Genomic DNA, 15,197 nt, shown 5'->3' with positions numbered 1-15,197 from the left:
ACCGAGAGCACGGTCGCCCCAGGGTGCAAGCGGGCGACCGGCGAGCGGCAACTGCCGAAAACACGATTGTTCTCGCCGGTGGGCTGTACGGTCGCACGACGCGACAATTGCGCCTTCGGGCGGCGTACTCGGAGGTCTACAATGGAAATCGAAATTGCAACGATCGGTGGATACGAAGAGGTTGGCCGCCAGATGACGGCCGTCCGTACCGGAGACGACGTGATCGTCTTCGATATGGGTCTGAACCTCTCACAGGTACTGATACATGACAACGTCGAGACCGAGCGCATGCACAGCCTCGATCTCATCGACATGAACGCGATTCCGGACGACCGCGTGATGTCGGATCTCGAAGGTGACGTGCAGGCGATCGTTCCGACCCACGGACACTTGGACCACATTGGAGCGATCTCGAAGCTCGCACACCGATACGACGCGCCCGTCGTCGCCACGCCGTTCACGATCGAACTGGTGAATCAACAGATCCAGTCCGAAGAGAAGTTCGGGGTGAAAAACGATCTGGTGAAGATGAGCGCGGGTGAAACCCGACAGATCGGTGATTCGGGCAACGTCGAACTGGAGTTCGTCAACGTTACTCACTCGATCATCGACGCCATCAACCCTGTCGTTCACACCCCCGAGGGGTCGATCGTCTATGGGTTGGACAAGCGCATGGATCACACCCCGGTCATCGGTAATCCGATCGACATGAAGCGTTTCCGCGAGATCGGCCGGGAAGGTGAGGGCGTGCTCGCGTACATCGAGGACTGCACCAACGCGGGACGGAAGGGTCGTACGCCGAGCGAATCCGTCGCGCGCAGTCACCTCAAAGACGTGTTGTACAGCATGGAGGACTACGACGGCGGCATCGTCGCCACCACGTTCTCGAGTCACATCGCGCGTGTTCGGAGTCTCGTCGAGTTCGCTGACGACATCGGTCGGCAGCCAGTGTTGCTCGGCCGGTCGATGGAGAAATACTCCGGGACGGCCGAACGGTTGGACTTCGTCGACTTCCCAGAGGGACTGGGGATGTACGGCCACCGAAAATCCGTTGATCGGACGTTCAAGCGGATCATGAACGAGGGGAAGGAGAACTTCCTCCCCATCGTCACGGGCCACCAGGGAGAGCCGCGTGCGATGCTCACACGGATGGGTCGCGGTGAGACCCCCTACGAGCTCGAGGACGGGGACAAAGTGGTGTTCTCGGCGCGGATCATTCCCGAGCCGACCAACGAAGGACAGCGCTACCAGTCCGAGCGCCTCCTCAAAATGCAGGGCGCGCGCATCTACGACGATGTCCACGTCTCCGGCCACCTAAGCGAAGAAGGTCATTATGAGATGCTCCAAGCTCTCCAGCCCCAACACGTCATTCCGGCCCACCAAAACATGGAGGGCTTTGCGCCGTACGTCGACCTCTGTAAGTCACAGGGGTACACGCTCGAGGACGATCTCCACGTGACCAGCAATGGAAACATGATTCAACTCGTGGAGTAAATCTACTACTACCAGTCCAACTATGAGTTCGATAGACCGCGACCGAGTAACCGCAGCCCTCACCAAGCGTCGTGGTCTCGTGAACGACGCCCTGACCGAGACGCTCCCGATCGATCACCCTGAACAGTTGTATGCCGCCTCTCGTCATCTGCTGGACGCAGGTGGGAAACGGCTCCGGCCGAGCGTGCTGTTACTCGTCGCAGAAGCGCTCACTGACACCGAGCCGTTGAGCGACGAGTACCGATCGTTCGGTCCACAGGGTATCGACGTCATGAGTGCGGCTGTGAGCGTCGAGATTATCCAGTCGTTCACGTTGATCCACGACGATATCATGGACGATGACGACCTTCGACGTGGGGTTCCGTCGGTCCACGAGGCGTACGACCTCGACACCGCAATCCTCGCCGGGGATACCCTCTACTCGAAGGCCTTCGAATGTATGCTCGACACCGATGCATCGGCCAGTCGGAGCGTCCGTGCGCTCAAAGAACTAGCGACAACCTGCACGGAGATCTGCGAGGGCCAAGCGCTCGACGTTGCGTTCGAACGGAGCGAAGGCATTACGACGACTCAGTACCTAGAAATGATCGAGTTGAAAACGGCTGTTCTGTACGCCGCGTCGGCGAGCATTCCGGCGATCTTGCTCGGTGCTGACGACGAAACCGTCGAGGCCTTACACCAGTATGGAATCGACGTCGGAATGGCCTTTCAGGTTCAGGACGATCTCCTCGATCTCACTGTCCCGAGCGAGCGACTCGGCAAACAGCGAGGGAGCGATCTGGTTGAAGGGAAACGAACGCTCATCACGCTCCACGCCAAAGAGCAGGGCATCGATATCGACGAACTCGTCGCTACAGACAGCGTGGAGTCGGTGACAGAACGCGACATCGAGGCGGCTGTCGAGACGCTTGAAGACGCCGGAAGCATCGAGTACGCCCGGAACACGGCGCGCGATCTGATTACGAACGGAAAAAACCGTCTCGAAGTGCTGCCCGACTGTGAGGCCCAGTCTGTGCTGGGTGAGATCGCGGACTATCTCATCGAACGGCGGTACTAGTCTCCTCATCGGGCCCAGCGGGGTTCGGAAGGTGGTGATCGTTCTCAGCAACGCTCGTCAGCGGCGATACCACCACCTTCGATCCACGCCGGTTTTGATCCCCCGTCGTTTCTCTACACGCATGGACGACGATCTCAGAGAGCGCATCGAGCGCGAGGCGGAGGTGAGCGCGCTGTACAACGCGCTCAAACACGGCAACGAAGCTCAGGTCGGAGCGATCATGGGACCGCTCATGGGCGAGAATCCGGCGTTTCGGGAACACGGGGACCGGATCCCTGAGCTCATCGCGCCGGTCATCGAGCGGATCAACGCCTTGTCGCCGGCCGAGCGCCGCGAGCGGCTCGCGGAACTCGATCCGGATCAGCTCGCAGAACTCACCGCCGAGACCGAAACCGACGAGGATCACGACCCATTGGGTGAGCTTCCTAACGTCGAGGCGTACGACGAAGTCCGGATGCGGCTGGCCCCGAACCCCAACGGACCGTGGCACCTCGGCAACGCTCGGATGCCCGCGGTCATCGGAACGTACAAAGAACGGTACGACGGCTGGATGCTCTGTCGATTCGACGACACAGATCCCGAAACCAAACGTCCGGATCTCGACGCCTACGACGCTATCCTTGACGCCATACAGTATCTCGGATTCGAACCGGACGCGGTGATCCGTGCCTCCGACCGGCTCGAAACGTATTATGAATACGCACGCGAGCTGATCAAGCTCGGGGGTGCGTACACGTGTACCTGTTCGGCGGAGGCGTTCTCAGAGCTGAAAAACGCCGGAGAGCCGTGTCCGCACCGTGGTAAGGACATCGAGACCGTTATGGAGGAGTTCGAGGCGATGATCGCTGGCGAGTACGATCCCGGTGACATCACGCTCCGGGTTCGAACCGACATCGAGCACAAAAACCCCGCACTCCGGGACTGGGCTGCCTTCCGGATGATCGAGAGGTCTCATCCCCGCGAGGAGGCAGCTGGCTATCGGTGCTGGCCGATCTTGGATTTCCAGAGTGGGATCGATGACCATCTCATGGAAATCACCCACATCATTCGGGGGATCGACTTACAGGATTCGGCGCGCCGACAGCGGTTCCTGTATGAGTATTTCGACTGGGAGTATCCCGAAGTGGTCCACTGGGGTCACGTACAGATCGATGCCTACGACGTGAAGATGAGTACCTCAACGATCAAAGCGCTCATTGCGGAGGGTGAACTCGACGGCTGGGACGATCCCCGCGCGCCGACGCTCGCAAGCCTCCGAAAGCGGGGAATTCAGGGTGAGGCGATCGTTTCGGCGCTTGTCGAACTCGGAACCTCGACGAGCGACGTGGATCTCGCGTTGTCGGCGGTGTACGCCGCCAACCGCGAATTGATCGACGATGACACCGATCGGGCGTTTTTCGTGCGGAACGGCGTCGAAAAGCCTGTGGTGAACGGTCCGGACACCGGAACACCCCCTGTTCACCCCGACCACGAGGATCGAGGTGACCGAACCATCCCCGTCGACGGTGCCGTCCGTGTCGAACCGGCAGACGTACCGTCCAACGGTGAGCGTGTCTGGCTCAAGGGGTACGGCTGCGTCCGTCACACCCGCGACGCATTCGAGTTCACCGGCGATGGGATCGAAGCCGTCCGGGAGGAAGGCGTCCCGGTCGTCCACTGGGTCCCGGCGGACGAAAACGTCCCGCTCACCGTGCGAACCATGGACGGAACGATGACAGGACACGCAGAACCCGGTCTCCGGGAGTACGCCCCCGACGACATCGTCCAGTTCGAACGCGTCGGGTTCGCCCGGATCGACGAGATGAGTGACGAAGCAGTCGCCTACTTCGCTCACCCCTAACACGACACGTCACACGATAATCAGACGCACGAGCGACCTTGATAACAGCCGGGAACACGTTTAAGTGTCTGCCAACGAACCATCTAGTTATCGATGCCTATCGACCCACAGTTCGAAGAAAACAAAGAGCACGCCGGGGAGGAAAACGGCGTAGACGTTTGGGGACCGACCGACCCACCGGAGGAACTCGGTATCCACGGCACGCACGTTGCTGTCGACTACGACATCTGCATCGGCGACGGCGCGTGTCTTGAGGACTGCCCGGTAGACGTTTTCACGTGGGTCGATACCCCTGGTCACCCCGAAAGCGAGATCAAAGCCGAACCGACACACGAAGCTCAGTGCATCGACTGTATGCTCTGTGTCGACGTCTGTCCCGTCGACGCCATCGATGTCGATCCCGGTCGTGCTGGACGCATCTAATCGACTGGACGAGCCGTCCGTCACCCTCCAGTCAACTCGCGGTAGTTGCTAGTTCATTTCCATTAACCATATAAAATTTGATGGCTTGGTAAAAAGCTATTAACGTCCCGTGGTAGTCATAGCCAGACAGGGAAACTGATGTCAATGCACTCGATCGTTCTCACGAAAGGAGTACCGGATTTCCGCGAAGGACAGGTCTCGTTCGATGAGGACGGGCACCTAGAACGGGGAAAGACGCCGACAGTGATGAACCCGAACGACGAGCACGCGCTCCACGGAGCGCTCCAGACGAAAGTACGCCATGGCGGTCGGGTAAGCGTGATGAGTATGGGTCCACCGGGGTACGGTGACGTGCTCCAAGAAGCGATGGAATCGGTGTACGCCGACGATCTGTATCTGTTGTCGGATCGTGAGCTTGCGGCCTCGGACACGTGGGCGACAGCGATCACTCTCGCAACAGGGTTAGAGAAACTCGGGGTTCCCGATCTCATTTTTGCGGGATTCAAGACTGCCGACGGAGAGACGGGCCACACCGGTCCCCAAACCTGTTGGGCGCTCGATCTTCCCATGATCACACACGTCATTTCGCTCGATGTGGACGAAACGGAGCGGACGGTACGGGCACAGCGGTTGGTCGAAGGCGATATCGAGGAGGTCGAGACCGTCGAGACCGACCTGCCCGCGTTCATCGTCGTCGATCCGGAGTTCGATACGAGCTACCGAACGGCTGGCGAGCGGTTGGTGCTGAAAGACCTGCGCGAACGGACGACCGACCGCGCCGAGGAGCACGAACAGCACTTGACGACGTGGGACCACGAGGATCTGAATCTCGATCCGGACTACATCGGATTGGATGGGTCACCGACGATCGTTTCCTCGGTCGATCCGATCCCGAAACCCCCTGCCGAACGCGAAGCGACCATGATCGACCCGACCGACGAGGACGGGATGATCGAAGTGTTCGATGAGATGCAGCCGTTGGCTGTGGGGGGTGATTGATCGTGGCGGAGATCGACCCGAGTGAGTACACCATCGCGGAACTCGGCCCGGAGATCAAAGAGATCGAAGACGTGGCCACGCTCGAAGAGATCCTCGAGATCGAACGGAACGACAAGGATCGGCAAGGGGCGAAAACGCTCCTCGAAAGCCGGATCGAGAAGTTCAGCGAGGATGACGACACCGACGGTGGGGATCTCGATCTCACCGAGATGTCAGTCGCCGATCTCGGTAACGCCCTCCAAGACATCGATGAGATGAAGACGCTCGAATCGCTGCTCGAACGCGAGACTGACGGCCAAAACCGCGACAGCGCGATACGGCTCATCGAGAACCGCATCGACTCGGTGGCTGGCAGCGACGAGGCGGACGTCGAGCAAACCCAACGGTCTCCTGAAGAGAAATATCCCGAACTCGACCACCCGACGGCGGACAAAGCTCACGTCCGCGCGCTCGAGAACGGCACATACCGCGACATGTGGGTGTACTGTGAGACTCAATCGGGAGCGCTGCTCGACGTCTCGAAAGAGATGCTCGGCAAGGCCCGTCGGCTGATGGACGAGTACAACGACAGCAACGACACCGACGAGCGCGTGGTCGCCGTGGTGATCGGCGACGACATCGCTGATCTCGCGGAGGAAACCATCGGCTATGGGGCGGACGTCGCCGTCTACTACGAAGACGACCGACTCGACCGGTTCCGGCATACGCCGTACACTGAGATCTTCGCCGATATGGCTCGTTCTACGGAGGACTGGCGCGATTACGACGAGCCGCGCTACACGCTGTTTCCGGCGACGAACAACGGGCGGGATCTCTCAGCACAGGTCCAAGCCGAACTTGACAGCGGGCTGGCAAGCGACTGTTCAGGGCTGTACATCGAGGAAAGCGTCATCAGCAATCCCGTCAAAACCGGACGGCCGGGGGAGAATAAGACGTTCAAGCGTGTCTTACACATGAAGCGTCCGGATTTCAGTGGCTTCGAGTACTCGACCATCCTCTGTTTGGACAATCCTGCGCGGGAGTTCCATCCCCAAGGAGCATCAGTGATACCGGGCAGTTTCGAGCTACCCGAGTTCGACGGCGACCGGAACGGACAGCTCGTCGAACACGAAATCGAGCTTGACTCCGAGTGGCTTCAGGTCGAGGTGGTGGCCCACGACCGACTCGACACCGGGGTGGATCTGTCGGACCACGACGTGATCGTCGCGCTCGGTCGGGGAATCGGTGACGATCCGACCCAAGGGATGGAACTCGGTGTCGAACTGGCCGATGCGTTCGAAGACGCTGGTATCGGTGTCTCTCGGGGGATCGTCACCGGATCGTACGATTTCGCGGGACATGTCGAGGAGTACACCCGCGAAGAGCGTCAGATCGGTGAGACCGGTCAGATCGTTGCGCCGAAACTGTACATCGCTGCGGGTATCAGCGGTGCCATCCAGCACAAGGTCGGCATGGACGAATCGGAAACGATCATCGCGGTCAACACCGATCCCGACGCACGAATCCGTGATTTCAGCGATTACTTCATCGAAGGCGATCTGTTCGAGGTGCTACCGCAACTGACGGCAGCACTGAAAGCCGGGGAACTGGATCTGAAAGCGGTCGCTGACGGCGGCGTCGGAGCGGACGCCAGAGGTGATACTGATGAGTGAAACGTACGAACACTACGAAGCCGTCGTCGTCGGGGCCGGTCCCGGCGGTGCGGCCACAGCAGCAAAGTTGGCGGACGAGGGCATCGAAACGCTCGTGTTAGAGCGTGGCGTCGACGCGGGCGCAAAGAACGTTTCTGGCGGACTACTCTACGCCGAGAAATCGGCACCCTACACGATCGACGATCTGTTTCCAGACATCCGTGAGACGGTGACAGAACGACCGATCACGGAGTATTACATGCAGAACGTCGCCGGAGAGATGGTAAAGGAATACGATCTCACCTCCCTGCACGAACACGATACGGAGTGGTCCGACGCCGTCCTCAGACGGCGGATGGATTCGTGGCTCGCAGAGCGAGTCCACGAGCGCACCCGTGAAACGGGTGGCGGACTGCTGACGGGAATTCGCGCAAACGGACTCCTCCGGGAAGACGGGGAGATCGTGGGCGTCACCTGCGACGAGATCGATCCCATCCGGGCGGATCTCATCGTGGCTGCCGATGGGGTGAACAGCGAACTCGCACGCGATGCTGGCTTGATGGATTGGGATGAACCCGAAGAGTGGTTCCAGGGCGTCAAGGCAACCGTCGACATGCCCGACGTCGACGATCAATTCGGAATCGATCCGAATGAGGGTGTCGCACACCTGTTTTCGGGCGATCTGTTTGATGGAGTCCGTGGTGGGGGCTTTCTGTACACCAACACGGATTCGCTATCGATCGGTGCCGTGTTCCACCTCGACAGCCTCGTCGAGGAACGCGCCGAGCCACACGAGTTGTTGAACGCGTTGCTCACACATCCACTGTTGGCCCGGTGGCTCGGCGAGGAGTACACCGAGGTGGAATATGCTGCGAAGCTCGTTCCCGACTCTAAGAAGGTGGCCCATACGTCGCCACACAAAGACCGCCTCGTGCTCGTGGGCGATGCAGCCGGACAGATGCAGGCTCAAGGCCCGATCATCAAGGGAATGAATCACGCAGTGAGCGCCGGCGCGCTGGCCGCCGAAGCGTTCGCAACAGCCAAACGCCGAAACAATCCTGACTCGGTGGGCAAGCGATACGAGCGGAAGCTGAAAGAGAGTGGTATGATGAAGAAGCTCAGACCGAAGCGCTACGAACGACTGCGACCGATCGGTGAACGGAAGAAGACGACTGATACGGTCGATCGGCTGCTCACTTCACCCATCGGTCGCGTCGGACTCAAAGCGATGGACGCCATCGGGCTGGTAGAACGGCTGTACAGTTCACCGTTCATGTCGATGTCGATCCCGGACACCCGGACGCCCTACGTCACGCTTCCGACGGTCATCGCGGAGGAGCTCGGTGCTCCTGTTCGTGACCGATCCACCGTCGAGCCACCGAGTCTGGAAGAACGGATCGGTGAACTGACGTATGATACGGATATCGGTAATCCCCACATTCGGCTGCGCGACAGCTCAGTGGAAGCGAGCGGAACGGCCGTTTCTGCGTGTCCCGTCAGTGCGACGGACTTCGGTGGCGGCTGTTACCGGGAGGAGACGATCACGACCAACGGCGACACGAAACACGTCGTGAGTCTCGACACCCAGCCGTGTATCGAGTGTGGGACGTGTGCTGTCGTTGCCGACACCGATTGGGAACATCCGGGTGGTGGCAAGGGAGTCGAATTCAATCGCGGCTAACCCACAGAGCATGAACACCGAACGCCACGAGCGGATCGCTACGCTGGCCGAACAGGCCCGTCAGGATCGAGCGACGTTCGACCCACCGGTGGATCCCCCTGATGAGCAACGGGCAGTGAGATTGCTTCGCAACGGTGTCGGGCCTGCCGTCGGCTTGTACATCGAAGCACACGCCACCGACGGACCGGGCCGGTTCTCTCCCGCCGAACTGTCACGGCTCGAACGCGCGATGAACGACTGGCTCACCCTGTACGCTCGGTGCTATGACGTGTCAATCGACGCCGAATTCACTGTTCGCGAAGTTGCCGAACTGCTGCTTGAGACCCACAACATCAAGGATACGGCACAGCTGTTGACCCAGGTTCCACGGCGTGCTACAGGCCACCCCAGCACAAATGGTTAAGTAGTGAGGTGTGATATTATTACTCATGCAGTTCTCCGATGAGCTCGAATTCACCCACCGAGACCGGAAGGATGTGTACGAACATGTCGAGCGATACGGGACTGTCGAGTACGAGGCGGCACGAACAGCACTCAACATGGAACCGTCGGCGTTCGGCCATCACGTAGCGATCCTAAAGCGCGATGGGATTATCAGAGAGGACGACAATCATCTTTCGGTCGCGTTCGAGAGCGGGACCGAACAACGGTTTTCGGAGGACGATGTCGAAGTCGTGATCCGTCAAGCCCACGAGAGCGATCTCAGCGGACTTGTCGGGGCCATTCGGATGGCCATCGACGACGAGACGTACATCGTTGCCGAAAACATCGCGGACATCGTTGATCACGAGAACGTCTTACTCCGACACAACGATCTCCGATCCCGCGTGTTTTTCGTTGCGACAGTCAACGAGGACGTGGTTGGATGGGTGCATCTCAACGCGCCCGAAATCGAAAAGTTGAGTCACACCGCGGAACTCACCGTCGGCGTCCTTCCTGCGTATCGCGGGTACGGGATCGGAAGCCACCTGCTCCAACGCGGACTGGAGTGGGCCACCGAACAGGAGTATGAAAAGGTGTACAACAGCGTTCCCTCCACCAATGAAGAGGCGATCGAATTCCTCGACAGCCATGGCTGGGAAACCGAAGCGGTTCGGGAAGATCATTACCTCATCGATGGTGAATACATCGATGAGGTGATGATGGCTGTTTCACTTTAGGGCCACTGCTCTTCGGTTCCATCGAGCGGCTCAGCCACAACACCATCCTGCTGGGCTAACGCCCGCGCGTGGGCTGGACAGACGGCTCTGGTGTCTGCCCACGGCACGTGGAGTCGAACCGCAGCACTGTTCTCACACTCCGAAACATCACACGACATACCATCCGTAGCACACCGATCCTGACAGGCGTTCCGACCACACCAGCGGTTGATCCGCTTGTTATTAATCTCCACACTATAATTGGTATAAGTTGTATTAATATATTAAACAATAGTATTTTATTTCGATCTGTCGTTTTTCGACACGGAGTCAATCATCATGCAAACGAAGCGTTCGATCGGACTTGATCAGTGCATTGCGCCGGTGATGCGACGCGTCACAAACCGTTGGTCGACAGGTAAATCGGGCGGTGGCTACGTGTACCGGTGTGGAGAGTGTACGTGTGGTCCGGACTGTGACTGTGGTGGGGACTGTGGCGGCAACTGCACGTGCTGAGACTCCTCAGATCCTACAGGAACACTGCAAACACGAAAAGCACGAACATACTGGCGGTGAGCAGTAGTTGCATGGCGGCCGACCCGACGACGCCAGCCGTTGCGAACAGCGCGGTTTTCACGCCCGCTCTAGCGTCTCGGTGACGGACGTATTCCGCGAGGAAGACGGTTCCAGCGATGCCGACCAACAGCCCGACCGGGCCAGTGAGAAACAGCAACACGACGCCGACGACGGCCGCGAGTCCAGTCGTCACGAGCGAGGCACCGCCGACGCGAGCGGTGATCGCTCCGCCGAAAAGATCGGCGAGCACCGCGCTGAGACCGAGTACGGTGAGGACGAACACCGCTACCAGACCGGGATCGGAAAAACCCGTCGACCACCAGTAAAGAACCACACCCGACAGCGAGAGGGGTGCGCCCGGCATCATCGGAACAACGCTTCCGACCACACCGACGAGCAACAACACCACTGCAAGGAGCAACACTAGTTCACTCATCGTACCACTTCCGTTCGTCTTCGGCCGCGCTCGTTCCGTACCGGTCGACCAGCGGGCGGAGCGTCCGGCCAAGCGCCCGTCGACAGCCACTCGATGAATGAAAATCAAGCGCAGAGGCCACGATCGACCACGGGCGAGCCTGTAACACTCGGGTGACGAGCAGTCGTTCCTGCCGGGGCGAGAGCGACCCACACGCCCGGTCACTCAAAGCGGCAAGCGCAAGGCGTCGGAACGGCTCGGGATGCATATCGAACTGACCGGGACCGTACGCCGCGCTGGCAACGAGTCGCCATTCTCGATCGGTGAGGTCCGCTGTGATAGGCGTATCGATCGCCCCGAGGGCAGCCCGCACGACGTCCGGATCGACCTCGGAAAGTGTGTCCGTCAGCATCCCACCGATCCGGGTGCGAAACCATCGAGTGTGGCGATCGTACAGTCCGGACGTCCCCGGACGGAGCATCACTGCGCTGTGTTCGCCACTGGTCTCGTTTCTGGTCGTTGAAAGATGTACCATTCGATATCCATTACGGTTCCAAAACCGAATGAGTTCGGGCGTTGCTCCGTAGGCGACGCCGAACCAGTCGGCGTCGAATTCGGCGTGGATCGCTTCCAGTAGCCGCGTTCCGAGACCGTGAGAGCGCACTGCCGGGTGGGTAGCGATGCGCATGACCCGTCGTCCAATCGGTTTCGTCGCCTCGGGATCGCGGAGTTGGCCCGTGAGTAGATCCGGTAACATGTTCCCTCGTAGCCGTTCGCCACGGTAGGCTGCGCGTCTCGTTTCCGAAGGAAGACCACCTTCGCGGGCGAGCAACGCGACCGCTACGACGTGTCCCTCGTGTGTCAGTGTCCGAACGGAGAGGTTCGGCGCATCGAGCACGCGGGCGAGATCGTCGGGTTCGGTTCGGTAGTGAGCGAGAACAAGCAGACCGAACAGCTCTCGAAGCCGGTGTTCGTCGTCCAGCAGCTCGGCTGGCGTCGGTCGCTCGTAGACGACAGTGTTCGGTCGTGCGTCGGTCACCAGCTGGTCGACGGCTGGCCGCGCATCGAGTAACAGCGCGTGGAACGCCCATCGTTCGATCGGATCCGTGGGTGCATACCGGATCGGGGTCTCCATCGTGCATTCGGTAACGTCGAGCGTGCTGTCTTCGAGTCGATCCCGGAACCGCACGGAAAACCCACGGCCAGCGCCTTCATACCCGTGGATGGTCGTGGTGAACACCACCGGCGTGGAGGTGAGAAAGCGTTCGAGCAGCCCCACTGGAAGCGCTGCGGCTTCATCAACGACGACGGCGTCGGGATCGTTCGGAAACGACGTCGCACTGTCGGGCGGTTTGAAGTACACCCGTCCACCAGTCGTCGTGCGGAGATCGGTCTCGGTCGTTTCTCCAAGCACGTCGAGCTGTTCACACAGCTCCCGAGCACGGGCGAACACCTCCGTAGTGCCAGTCACGGCCGACGCGGTCACGAGAACGTGTCGACCAGCGACCGCGAGCGAACCGGCTGCGAGACCCGCCGCACTGGATTTTCCCCGGCCACGATCGGTTTCGACGACGGTTGCACAGCCCGGTTCACGAAGTCGTTCGAGCACTCGGAGCGTCCGGGCTTGGTCCGTGGTGAGACAGGCCCGATAGGCAGCCTCCGGAAACGCGTGGTCCGGCGGTGGTCTCGGCTGAACCGCCGTGATCATCGGCGATGGGTCGGTCTTGCCGTCCTGAACCACCGTCCGAGTCGGTAGATCCACGATGGCGATCCCTTCGTGGAGTCGGAGCAGCGAAATCAGACGACGACGGAATCGTCCCGTCACCTCCGCGACGTCGTCGGGCGGGACAGCGAGAGTGTCGTCGAACTGGTCGCGTCGATCGATCCACGAATCGAACGGCGGTGTCAACAACACGAATAGTCCCCCGCCGTCGACCGCGCCAGCGACACGGCCGATGGTGTTAGGACGACACTCCTCGTGTAGGTCGACGATGATACCGTCGTGTGTCGTCCCGAGTAGTTTCTCCACTTGGGACGGCGGGAGGCGTTCGAGGCCTCCGACCGTCCGGTGTCCGACGAGCACCGCATCGTCGGAACCGACAGCGTCGACCACCGTTGTCGCGGCGTCGAGAGCGGTCTCATGGGAGCCGGTGAGCACGAGCAGCCGTCGCTCGTTCGCGCGCTTGGCCTCGGCCAGAAGTGTGTCCACGACTTCCCTGAGCATATCCGAACCAACAGCCCGACTCTCAAGCCTCCACCGGTCATCGTTGCTCCGTCGTGTGTCGATCCCACACGGTCGCGTGTGTTCGGAAGCGCTTTTATGGACGGCTACAGTAAGTCGGTGTACAACCCGTGTGGGGTTGATGATACTCCCAGCCAGGGACAACTCGCCGACTGTGTCGAGCGTTGCTCGACAAGCAACCGGACGTACCCGGTAACTGAATCGGCAGTGGATCGTGAGGAAGACATATCGACTGGAGTGTTCTCACATCCACGAGGCGGGGGAGTGCGAGCCACCACATGGGAGGCAATACAACAATGTCAGTTTATGTAGATTTCGACGTTCCGGCCGATCTTGCTGAAGACGCCATCGAGGCGCTGCAGGTCGCCCGGGACACAGGCTCGGTGAAAAAAGGGACGAACGAGACGACGAAGGCGATCGAGCGCACCAGCGCGGAGTTGGTGTACATCGCCGAAGACGTACAGCCCGAGGAGGTCGTCATGCACCTTCCGGAGCTGTGTGACGAAAAGGACATCCCTTACGTCTTCGTCGAAACACAGGATGACATCGGTCACGCCGCCGGTCTCGAAGTCGGAAGCGCAGCTGCGGCGCTCGTTGACGCCGGAGAGGCCGAAAGCAGCGTTGAGGATATCACGAACAAACTCGAGGATCTCAGGTAAATGAGCGCGGAAGATCAGGAGGGTGCGACGGCCGCGGAAGTCGTCGAAATCGTTGGCAAGACCGGTATGCACGGCGAAGCCATGCAGGTCAAATGTCGCATTCTCTCCGGCGGCAACCAAGGTCGAATTATCACACGGAACGTTCTCGGGCCGGTACGCGAGGGCGATGTCCTACAGCTCCGTGAAACCGCCCGGGAAGCAGACGCCATCGGAGGCCAATAAACGATGCCAACGACACGAACCTGCGATTTCAGCGGCGAGGAAATCGAACCCGGAACGGGCATCATGTACGTCCGCAACGACGGTACCGTTCTGCATTTCAAGGATTCGAAATGCGAGAAAAACTACTTCATGGGCCGCGAATCCCGTGATCTCGAATGGACGGAAGCGGGTCGTCCAGAGCGAGACACCGAGGATGACGACGTGATTGCCGATATCGACCGAGACGAAGCGACGGATACGGGTGTCGAGGGCGAACCGGGAGCCGCCGATCAGCCCAATACGGAAACCGAAACGTCAGATTCCGACGAGGAGATGCCGGAGGAGACCGAATGACCGAGGAACGCACGTTCGTGATGGCAAAGCCCGACGCGGTGCAACGGGGATTGATCGGTGAGATCGTTTCCCGTCTCGAGGACCGGGGGCTGAAGCTCGTCGGCGGGAAGTTCATGCAGATCGATGACGAGCTCGCTCGTGAACACTACGCCGAGCACGTCGACAAGCCGTTTTTCGACGGTCTGACGTCGTTTATCACGTCTGGACCCGTGTTTGCGATGGTGTGGGAAGGCGAGGACGCGATCCGGCAGGTCCGTCAGATGATGGGTGCAACCGACCCCGCCGAGGCTGCGCCCGGTACGATCCGTGGCGATTACGCGCTGGATCTCGGACGGAACGTCATCCACGGCTCGGATCACGAGGACCCGGGTTCGAACGAGCGCGAAATTGACCTCTTTTTCGATCCGGACGAACTCATCGACTACGAACGGATCGATGAGGGGTGGCTGTACGAATAGGGACGGCTCCGGTCACAATTCTCACCAG

17 protein-coding genes are annotated in these 15,197 nt (G+C 60.0%); 14 read left to right on the top strand and 3 right to left on the bottom strand.

The features are described from left to right. Positions 1-141: 141 nt before the first annotated feature. The 9 genes from MW046_RS03735 (at position 142) to MW046_RS03695 (ending at position 10,285) form a co-directional block, all read left to right on the top strand. On the top strand, positions 142-1,494 hold the full coding sequence (locus MW046_RS03735) for a ribonuclease J (protein WP_247994227.1): 1,353 nt from the start codon (positions 142-144) through the stop codon (positions 1,492-1,494). 22 nt (positions 1,495-1,516) lie between these two features. Continuing rightward, positions 1,517-2,551 carry a geranylfarnesyl diphosphate synthase gene (gene idsA3 / locus MW046_RS03730; RefSeq protein ID WP_247994226.1) on the top strand — a complete coding sequence of 345 codons (1,035 nt, stop codon included), beginning with the start codon at positions 1,517-1,519 and terminating at the stop codon, positions 2,549-2,551. A 121-nt stretch (positions 2,552-2,672) separates the two neighbouring features. After that, positions 2,673-4,391, top strand: coding sequence for a glutamate--tRNA ligase (locus MW046_RS03725; protein ID WP_247994225.1), 1,719 nt, complete (start codon positions 2,673-2,675; stop codon positions 4,389-4,391). A gap of 93 nt (positions 4,392-4,484) precedes the next feature. Continuing rightward, positions 4,485-4,814 (top strand): 4Fe-4S dicluster domain-containing protein, encoded by a 330-nt coding sequence (locus tag MW046_RS03720; RefSeq protein ID WP_247994224.1) that lies wholly within the window; start codon positions 4,485-4,487, stop codon positions 4,812-4,814. 144 nt (positions 4,815-4,958) lie between these two features. Further along, a complete protein-coding gene (locus tag MW046_RS03715; RefSeq protein ID WP_247994223.1) occupies positions 4,959-5,813 on the top strand; it encodes an electron transfer flavoprotein subunit beta/FixA family protein in 855 nt (284 codons plus the stop codon). Between the two features lie 2 nt (positions 5,814-5,815). Continuing rightward, the gene (locus tag MW046_RS03710) at positions 5,816-7,465 is read left to right on the top strand and encodes an electron transfer flavoprotein subunit alpha/FixB family protein (protein ID WP_247994222.1); all 1,650 of its coding nucleotides are present in this window, start codon (positions 5,816-5,818) and stop codon (positions 7,463-7,465) included. Next, complete coding sequence (locus MW046_RS03705) at positions 7,458-9,125, top strand: FAD-dependent monooxygenase (protein WP_247994221.1); 1,668 nt, start codon at positions 7,458-7,460, stop codon at positions 9,123-9,125. The genes MW046_RS03710 and MW046_RS03705 overlap by 8 nt, the downstream gene beginning before the upstream one ends. Positions 9,126-9,135: 10 nt before the next feature. Then, entirely contained in the window at positions 9,136-9,528 is a 393-nt protein-coding gene (locus MW046_RS03700; RefSeq protein WP_247994220.1) for a DUF8055 family protein, read from the top strand. 25 nt (positions 9,529-9,553) lie between these two features. Next, positions 9,554-10,285, top strand: coding sequence for a GNAT family N-acetyltransferase (locus MW046_RS03695; RefSeq protein ID WP_247994219.1), 732 nt, complete (start codon positions 9,554-9,556; stop codon positions 10,283-10,285). Here MW046_RS03695 and MW046_RS03690 read toward each other — a convergent pair. Beyond that, a complete protein-coding gene (locus tag MW046_RS03690) occupies positions 10,282-10,443 on the bottom strand; it encodes a DUF8014 family protein (RefSeq protein ID WP_247994218.1) in 162 nt (53 codons plus the stop codon). The two genes, MW046_RS03695 and MW046_RS03690, sit on opposite strands and share 4 nt — an antisense overlap. A gap of 160 nt (positions 10,444-10,603) precedes the next feature. Here MW046_RS03690 and MW046_RS03685 point away from each other — a divergent pair, with 160 nt between their 5' ends. Then, on the top strand, positions 10,604-10,780 hold the full coding sequence (locus MW046_RS03685) for a hypothetical protein (protein WP_247994217.1): 177 nt from the start codon (positions 10,604-10,606) through the stop codon (positions 10,778-10,780). 13 nt (positions 10,781-10,793) lie between these two features. On the opposite strand, the gene MW046_RS03680 is transcribed toward MW046_RS03685, so the two are convergent. After that, positions 10,794-11,276, bottom strand: a complete 483-nt coding sequence (locus tag MW046_RS03680) for a DUF456 domain-containing protein (RefSeq protein WP_247994216.1) — start codon at positions 11,274-11,276, stop codon at positions 10,794-10,796. After that, the gene (gene tmcA / locus MW046_RS03675; RefSeq protein ID WP_247994215.1) at positions 11,269-13,479 is read right to left on the bottom strand and encodes a tRNA(Met) cytidine acetyltransferase TmcA; all 2,211 of its coding nucleotides are present in this window, start codon (positions 13,477-13,479) and stop codon (positions 11,269-11,271) included. The genes MW046_RS03680 and tmcA overlap by 8 nt, the downstream gene beginning before the upstream one ends. Positions 13,480-13,793: 314 nt before the next feature. Between tmcA and rpl7ae the strand changes: the two genes are divergently transcribed. From rpl7ae to ndk, 4 genes are read left to right on the top strand one after another with little or no spacing between them, the layout of a single operon-like run. Further along, complete coding sequence (gene rpl7ae / locus MW046_RS03670) at positions 13,794-14,156, top strand: 50S ribosomal protein L7Ae (RefSeq protein WP_247994214.1); 363 nt, start codon at positions 13,794-13,796, stop codon at positions 14,154-14,156. Further along, a complete protein-coding gene (locus tag MW046_RS03665; protein ID WP_124955696.1) occupies positions 14,157-14,378 on the top strand; it encodes a 30S ribosomal protein S28e in 222 nt (73 codons plus the stop codon). A 3-nt stretch (positions 14,379-14,381) separates the two neighbouring features. Further along, complete coding sequence (locus MW046_RS03660; protein WP_247994213.1) at positions 14,382-14,711, top strand: 50S ribosomal protein L24e; 330 nt, start codon at positions 14,382-14,384, stop codon at positions 14,709-14,711. Then, entirely contained in the window at positions 14,708-15,169 is a 462-nt protein-coding gene (gene ndk, locus MW046_RS03655; protein WP_247994212.1) for a nucleoside-diphosphate kinase, read from the top strand. The genes MW046_RS03660 and ndk overlap by 4 nt, the downstream gene beginning before the upstream one ends. The last annotated feature ends 28 nt before the right edge of the window (positions 15,170-15,197 follow it).

Source organism: Halocatena salina, assembly GCF_023115355.1.
In the GTDB taxonomy this organism is placed as follows: domain Archaea; phylum Halobacteriota; class Halobacteria; order Halobacteriales; family Haloarculaceae; genus Halocatena; species Halocatena salina.
Note: the sequence above shows the minus strand (reverse complement) of the source record. Positions and strands in the feature narration are given on the sequence as shown.

Coding starts and splice junctions, on each gene's coding strand:
- MW046_RS03700 (WP_247994220.1), top strand. CDS start 9,136: ATGAACACCGAACGCCACGAGCGGATCGCTACGCTGGCCGAACAGGCC.
- MW046_RS03725 (WP_247994225.1), top strand. CDS start 2,673: ATGGACGACGATCTCAGAGAGCGCATCGAGCGCGAGGCGGAGGTGAGC.
- rpl7ae (WP_247994214.1), top strand. CDS start 13,794: ATGTCAGTTTATGTAGATTTCGACGTTCCGGCCGATCTTGCTGAAGAC.
- MW046_RS03735 (WP_247994227.1), top strand. CDS start 142: ATGGAAATCGAAATTGCAACGATCGGTGGATACGAAGAGGTTGGCCGC.
- MW046_RS03705 (WP_247994221.1), top strand. CDS start 7,458: ATGAGTGAAACGTACGAACACTACGAAGCCGTCGTCGTCGGGGCCGGT.
- tmcA (WP_247994215.1), bottom strand. CDS start 13,479: ATGCTCAGGGAAGTCGTGGACACACTTCTGGCCGAGGCCAAGCGCGCG.
- idsA3 (WP_247994226.1), top strand. CDS start 1,517: ATGAGTTCGATAGACCGCGACCGAGTAACCGCAGCCCTCACCAAGCGT.
- MW046_RS03685 (WP_247994217.1), top strand. CDS start 10,604: ATGCAAACGAAGCGTTCGATCGGACTTGATCAGTGCATTGCGCCGGTG.
- MW046_RS03690 (WP_247994218.1), bottom strand. CDS start 10,443: ATGTCGTGTGATGTTTCGGAGTGTGAGAACAGTGCTGCGGTTCGACTC.
- MW046_RS03720 (WP_247994224.1), top strand. CDS start 4,485: ATGCCTATCGACCCACAGTTCGAAGAAAACAAAGAGCACGCCGGGGAG.
- MW046_RS03715 (WP_247994223.1), top strand. CDS start 4,959: ATGCACTCGATCGTTCTCACGAAAGGAGTACCGGATTTCCGCGAAGGA.
- MW046_RS03695 (WP_247994219.1), top strand. CDS start 9,554: ATGCAGTTCTCCGATGAGCTCGAATTCACCCACCGAGACCGGAAGGAT.
- MW046_RS03680 (WP_247994216.1), bottom strand. CDS start 11,276: ATGAGTGAACTAGTGTTGCTCCTTGCAGTGGTGTTGTTGCTCGTCGGT.
- ndk (WP_247994212.1), top strand. CDS start 14,708: ATGACCGAGGAACGCACGTTCGTGATGGCAAAGCCCGACGCGGTGCAA.
- MW046_RS03665 (WP_124955696.1), top strand. CDS start 14,157: ATGAGCGCGGAAGATCAGGAGGGTGCGACGGCCGCGGAAGTCGTCGAA.
- MW046_RS03660 (WP_247994213.1), top strand. CDS start 14,382: ATGCCAACGACACGAACCTGCGATTTCAGCGGCGAGGAAATCGAACCC.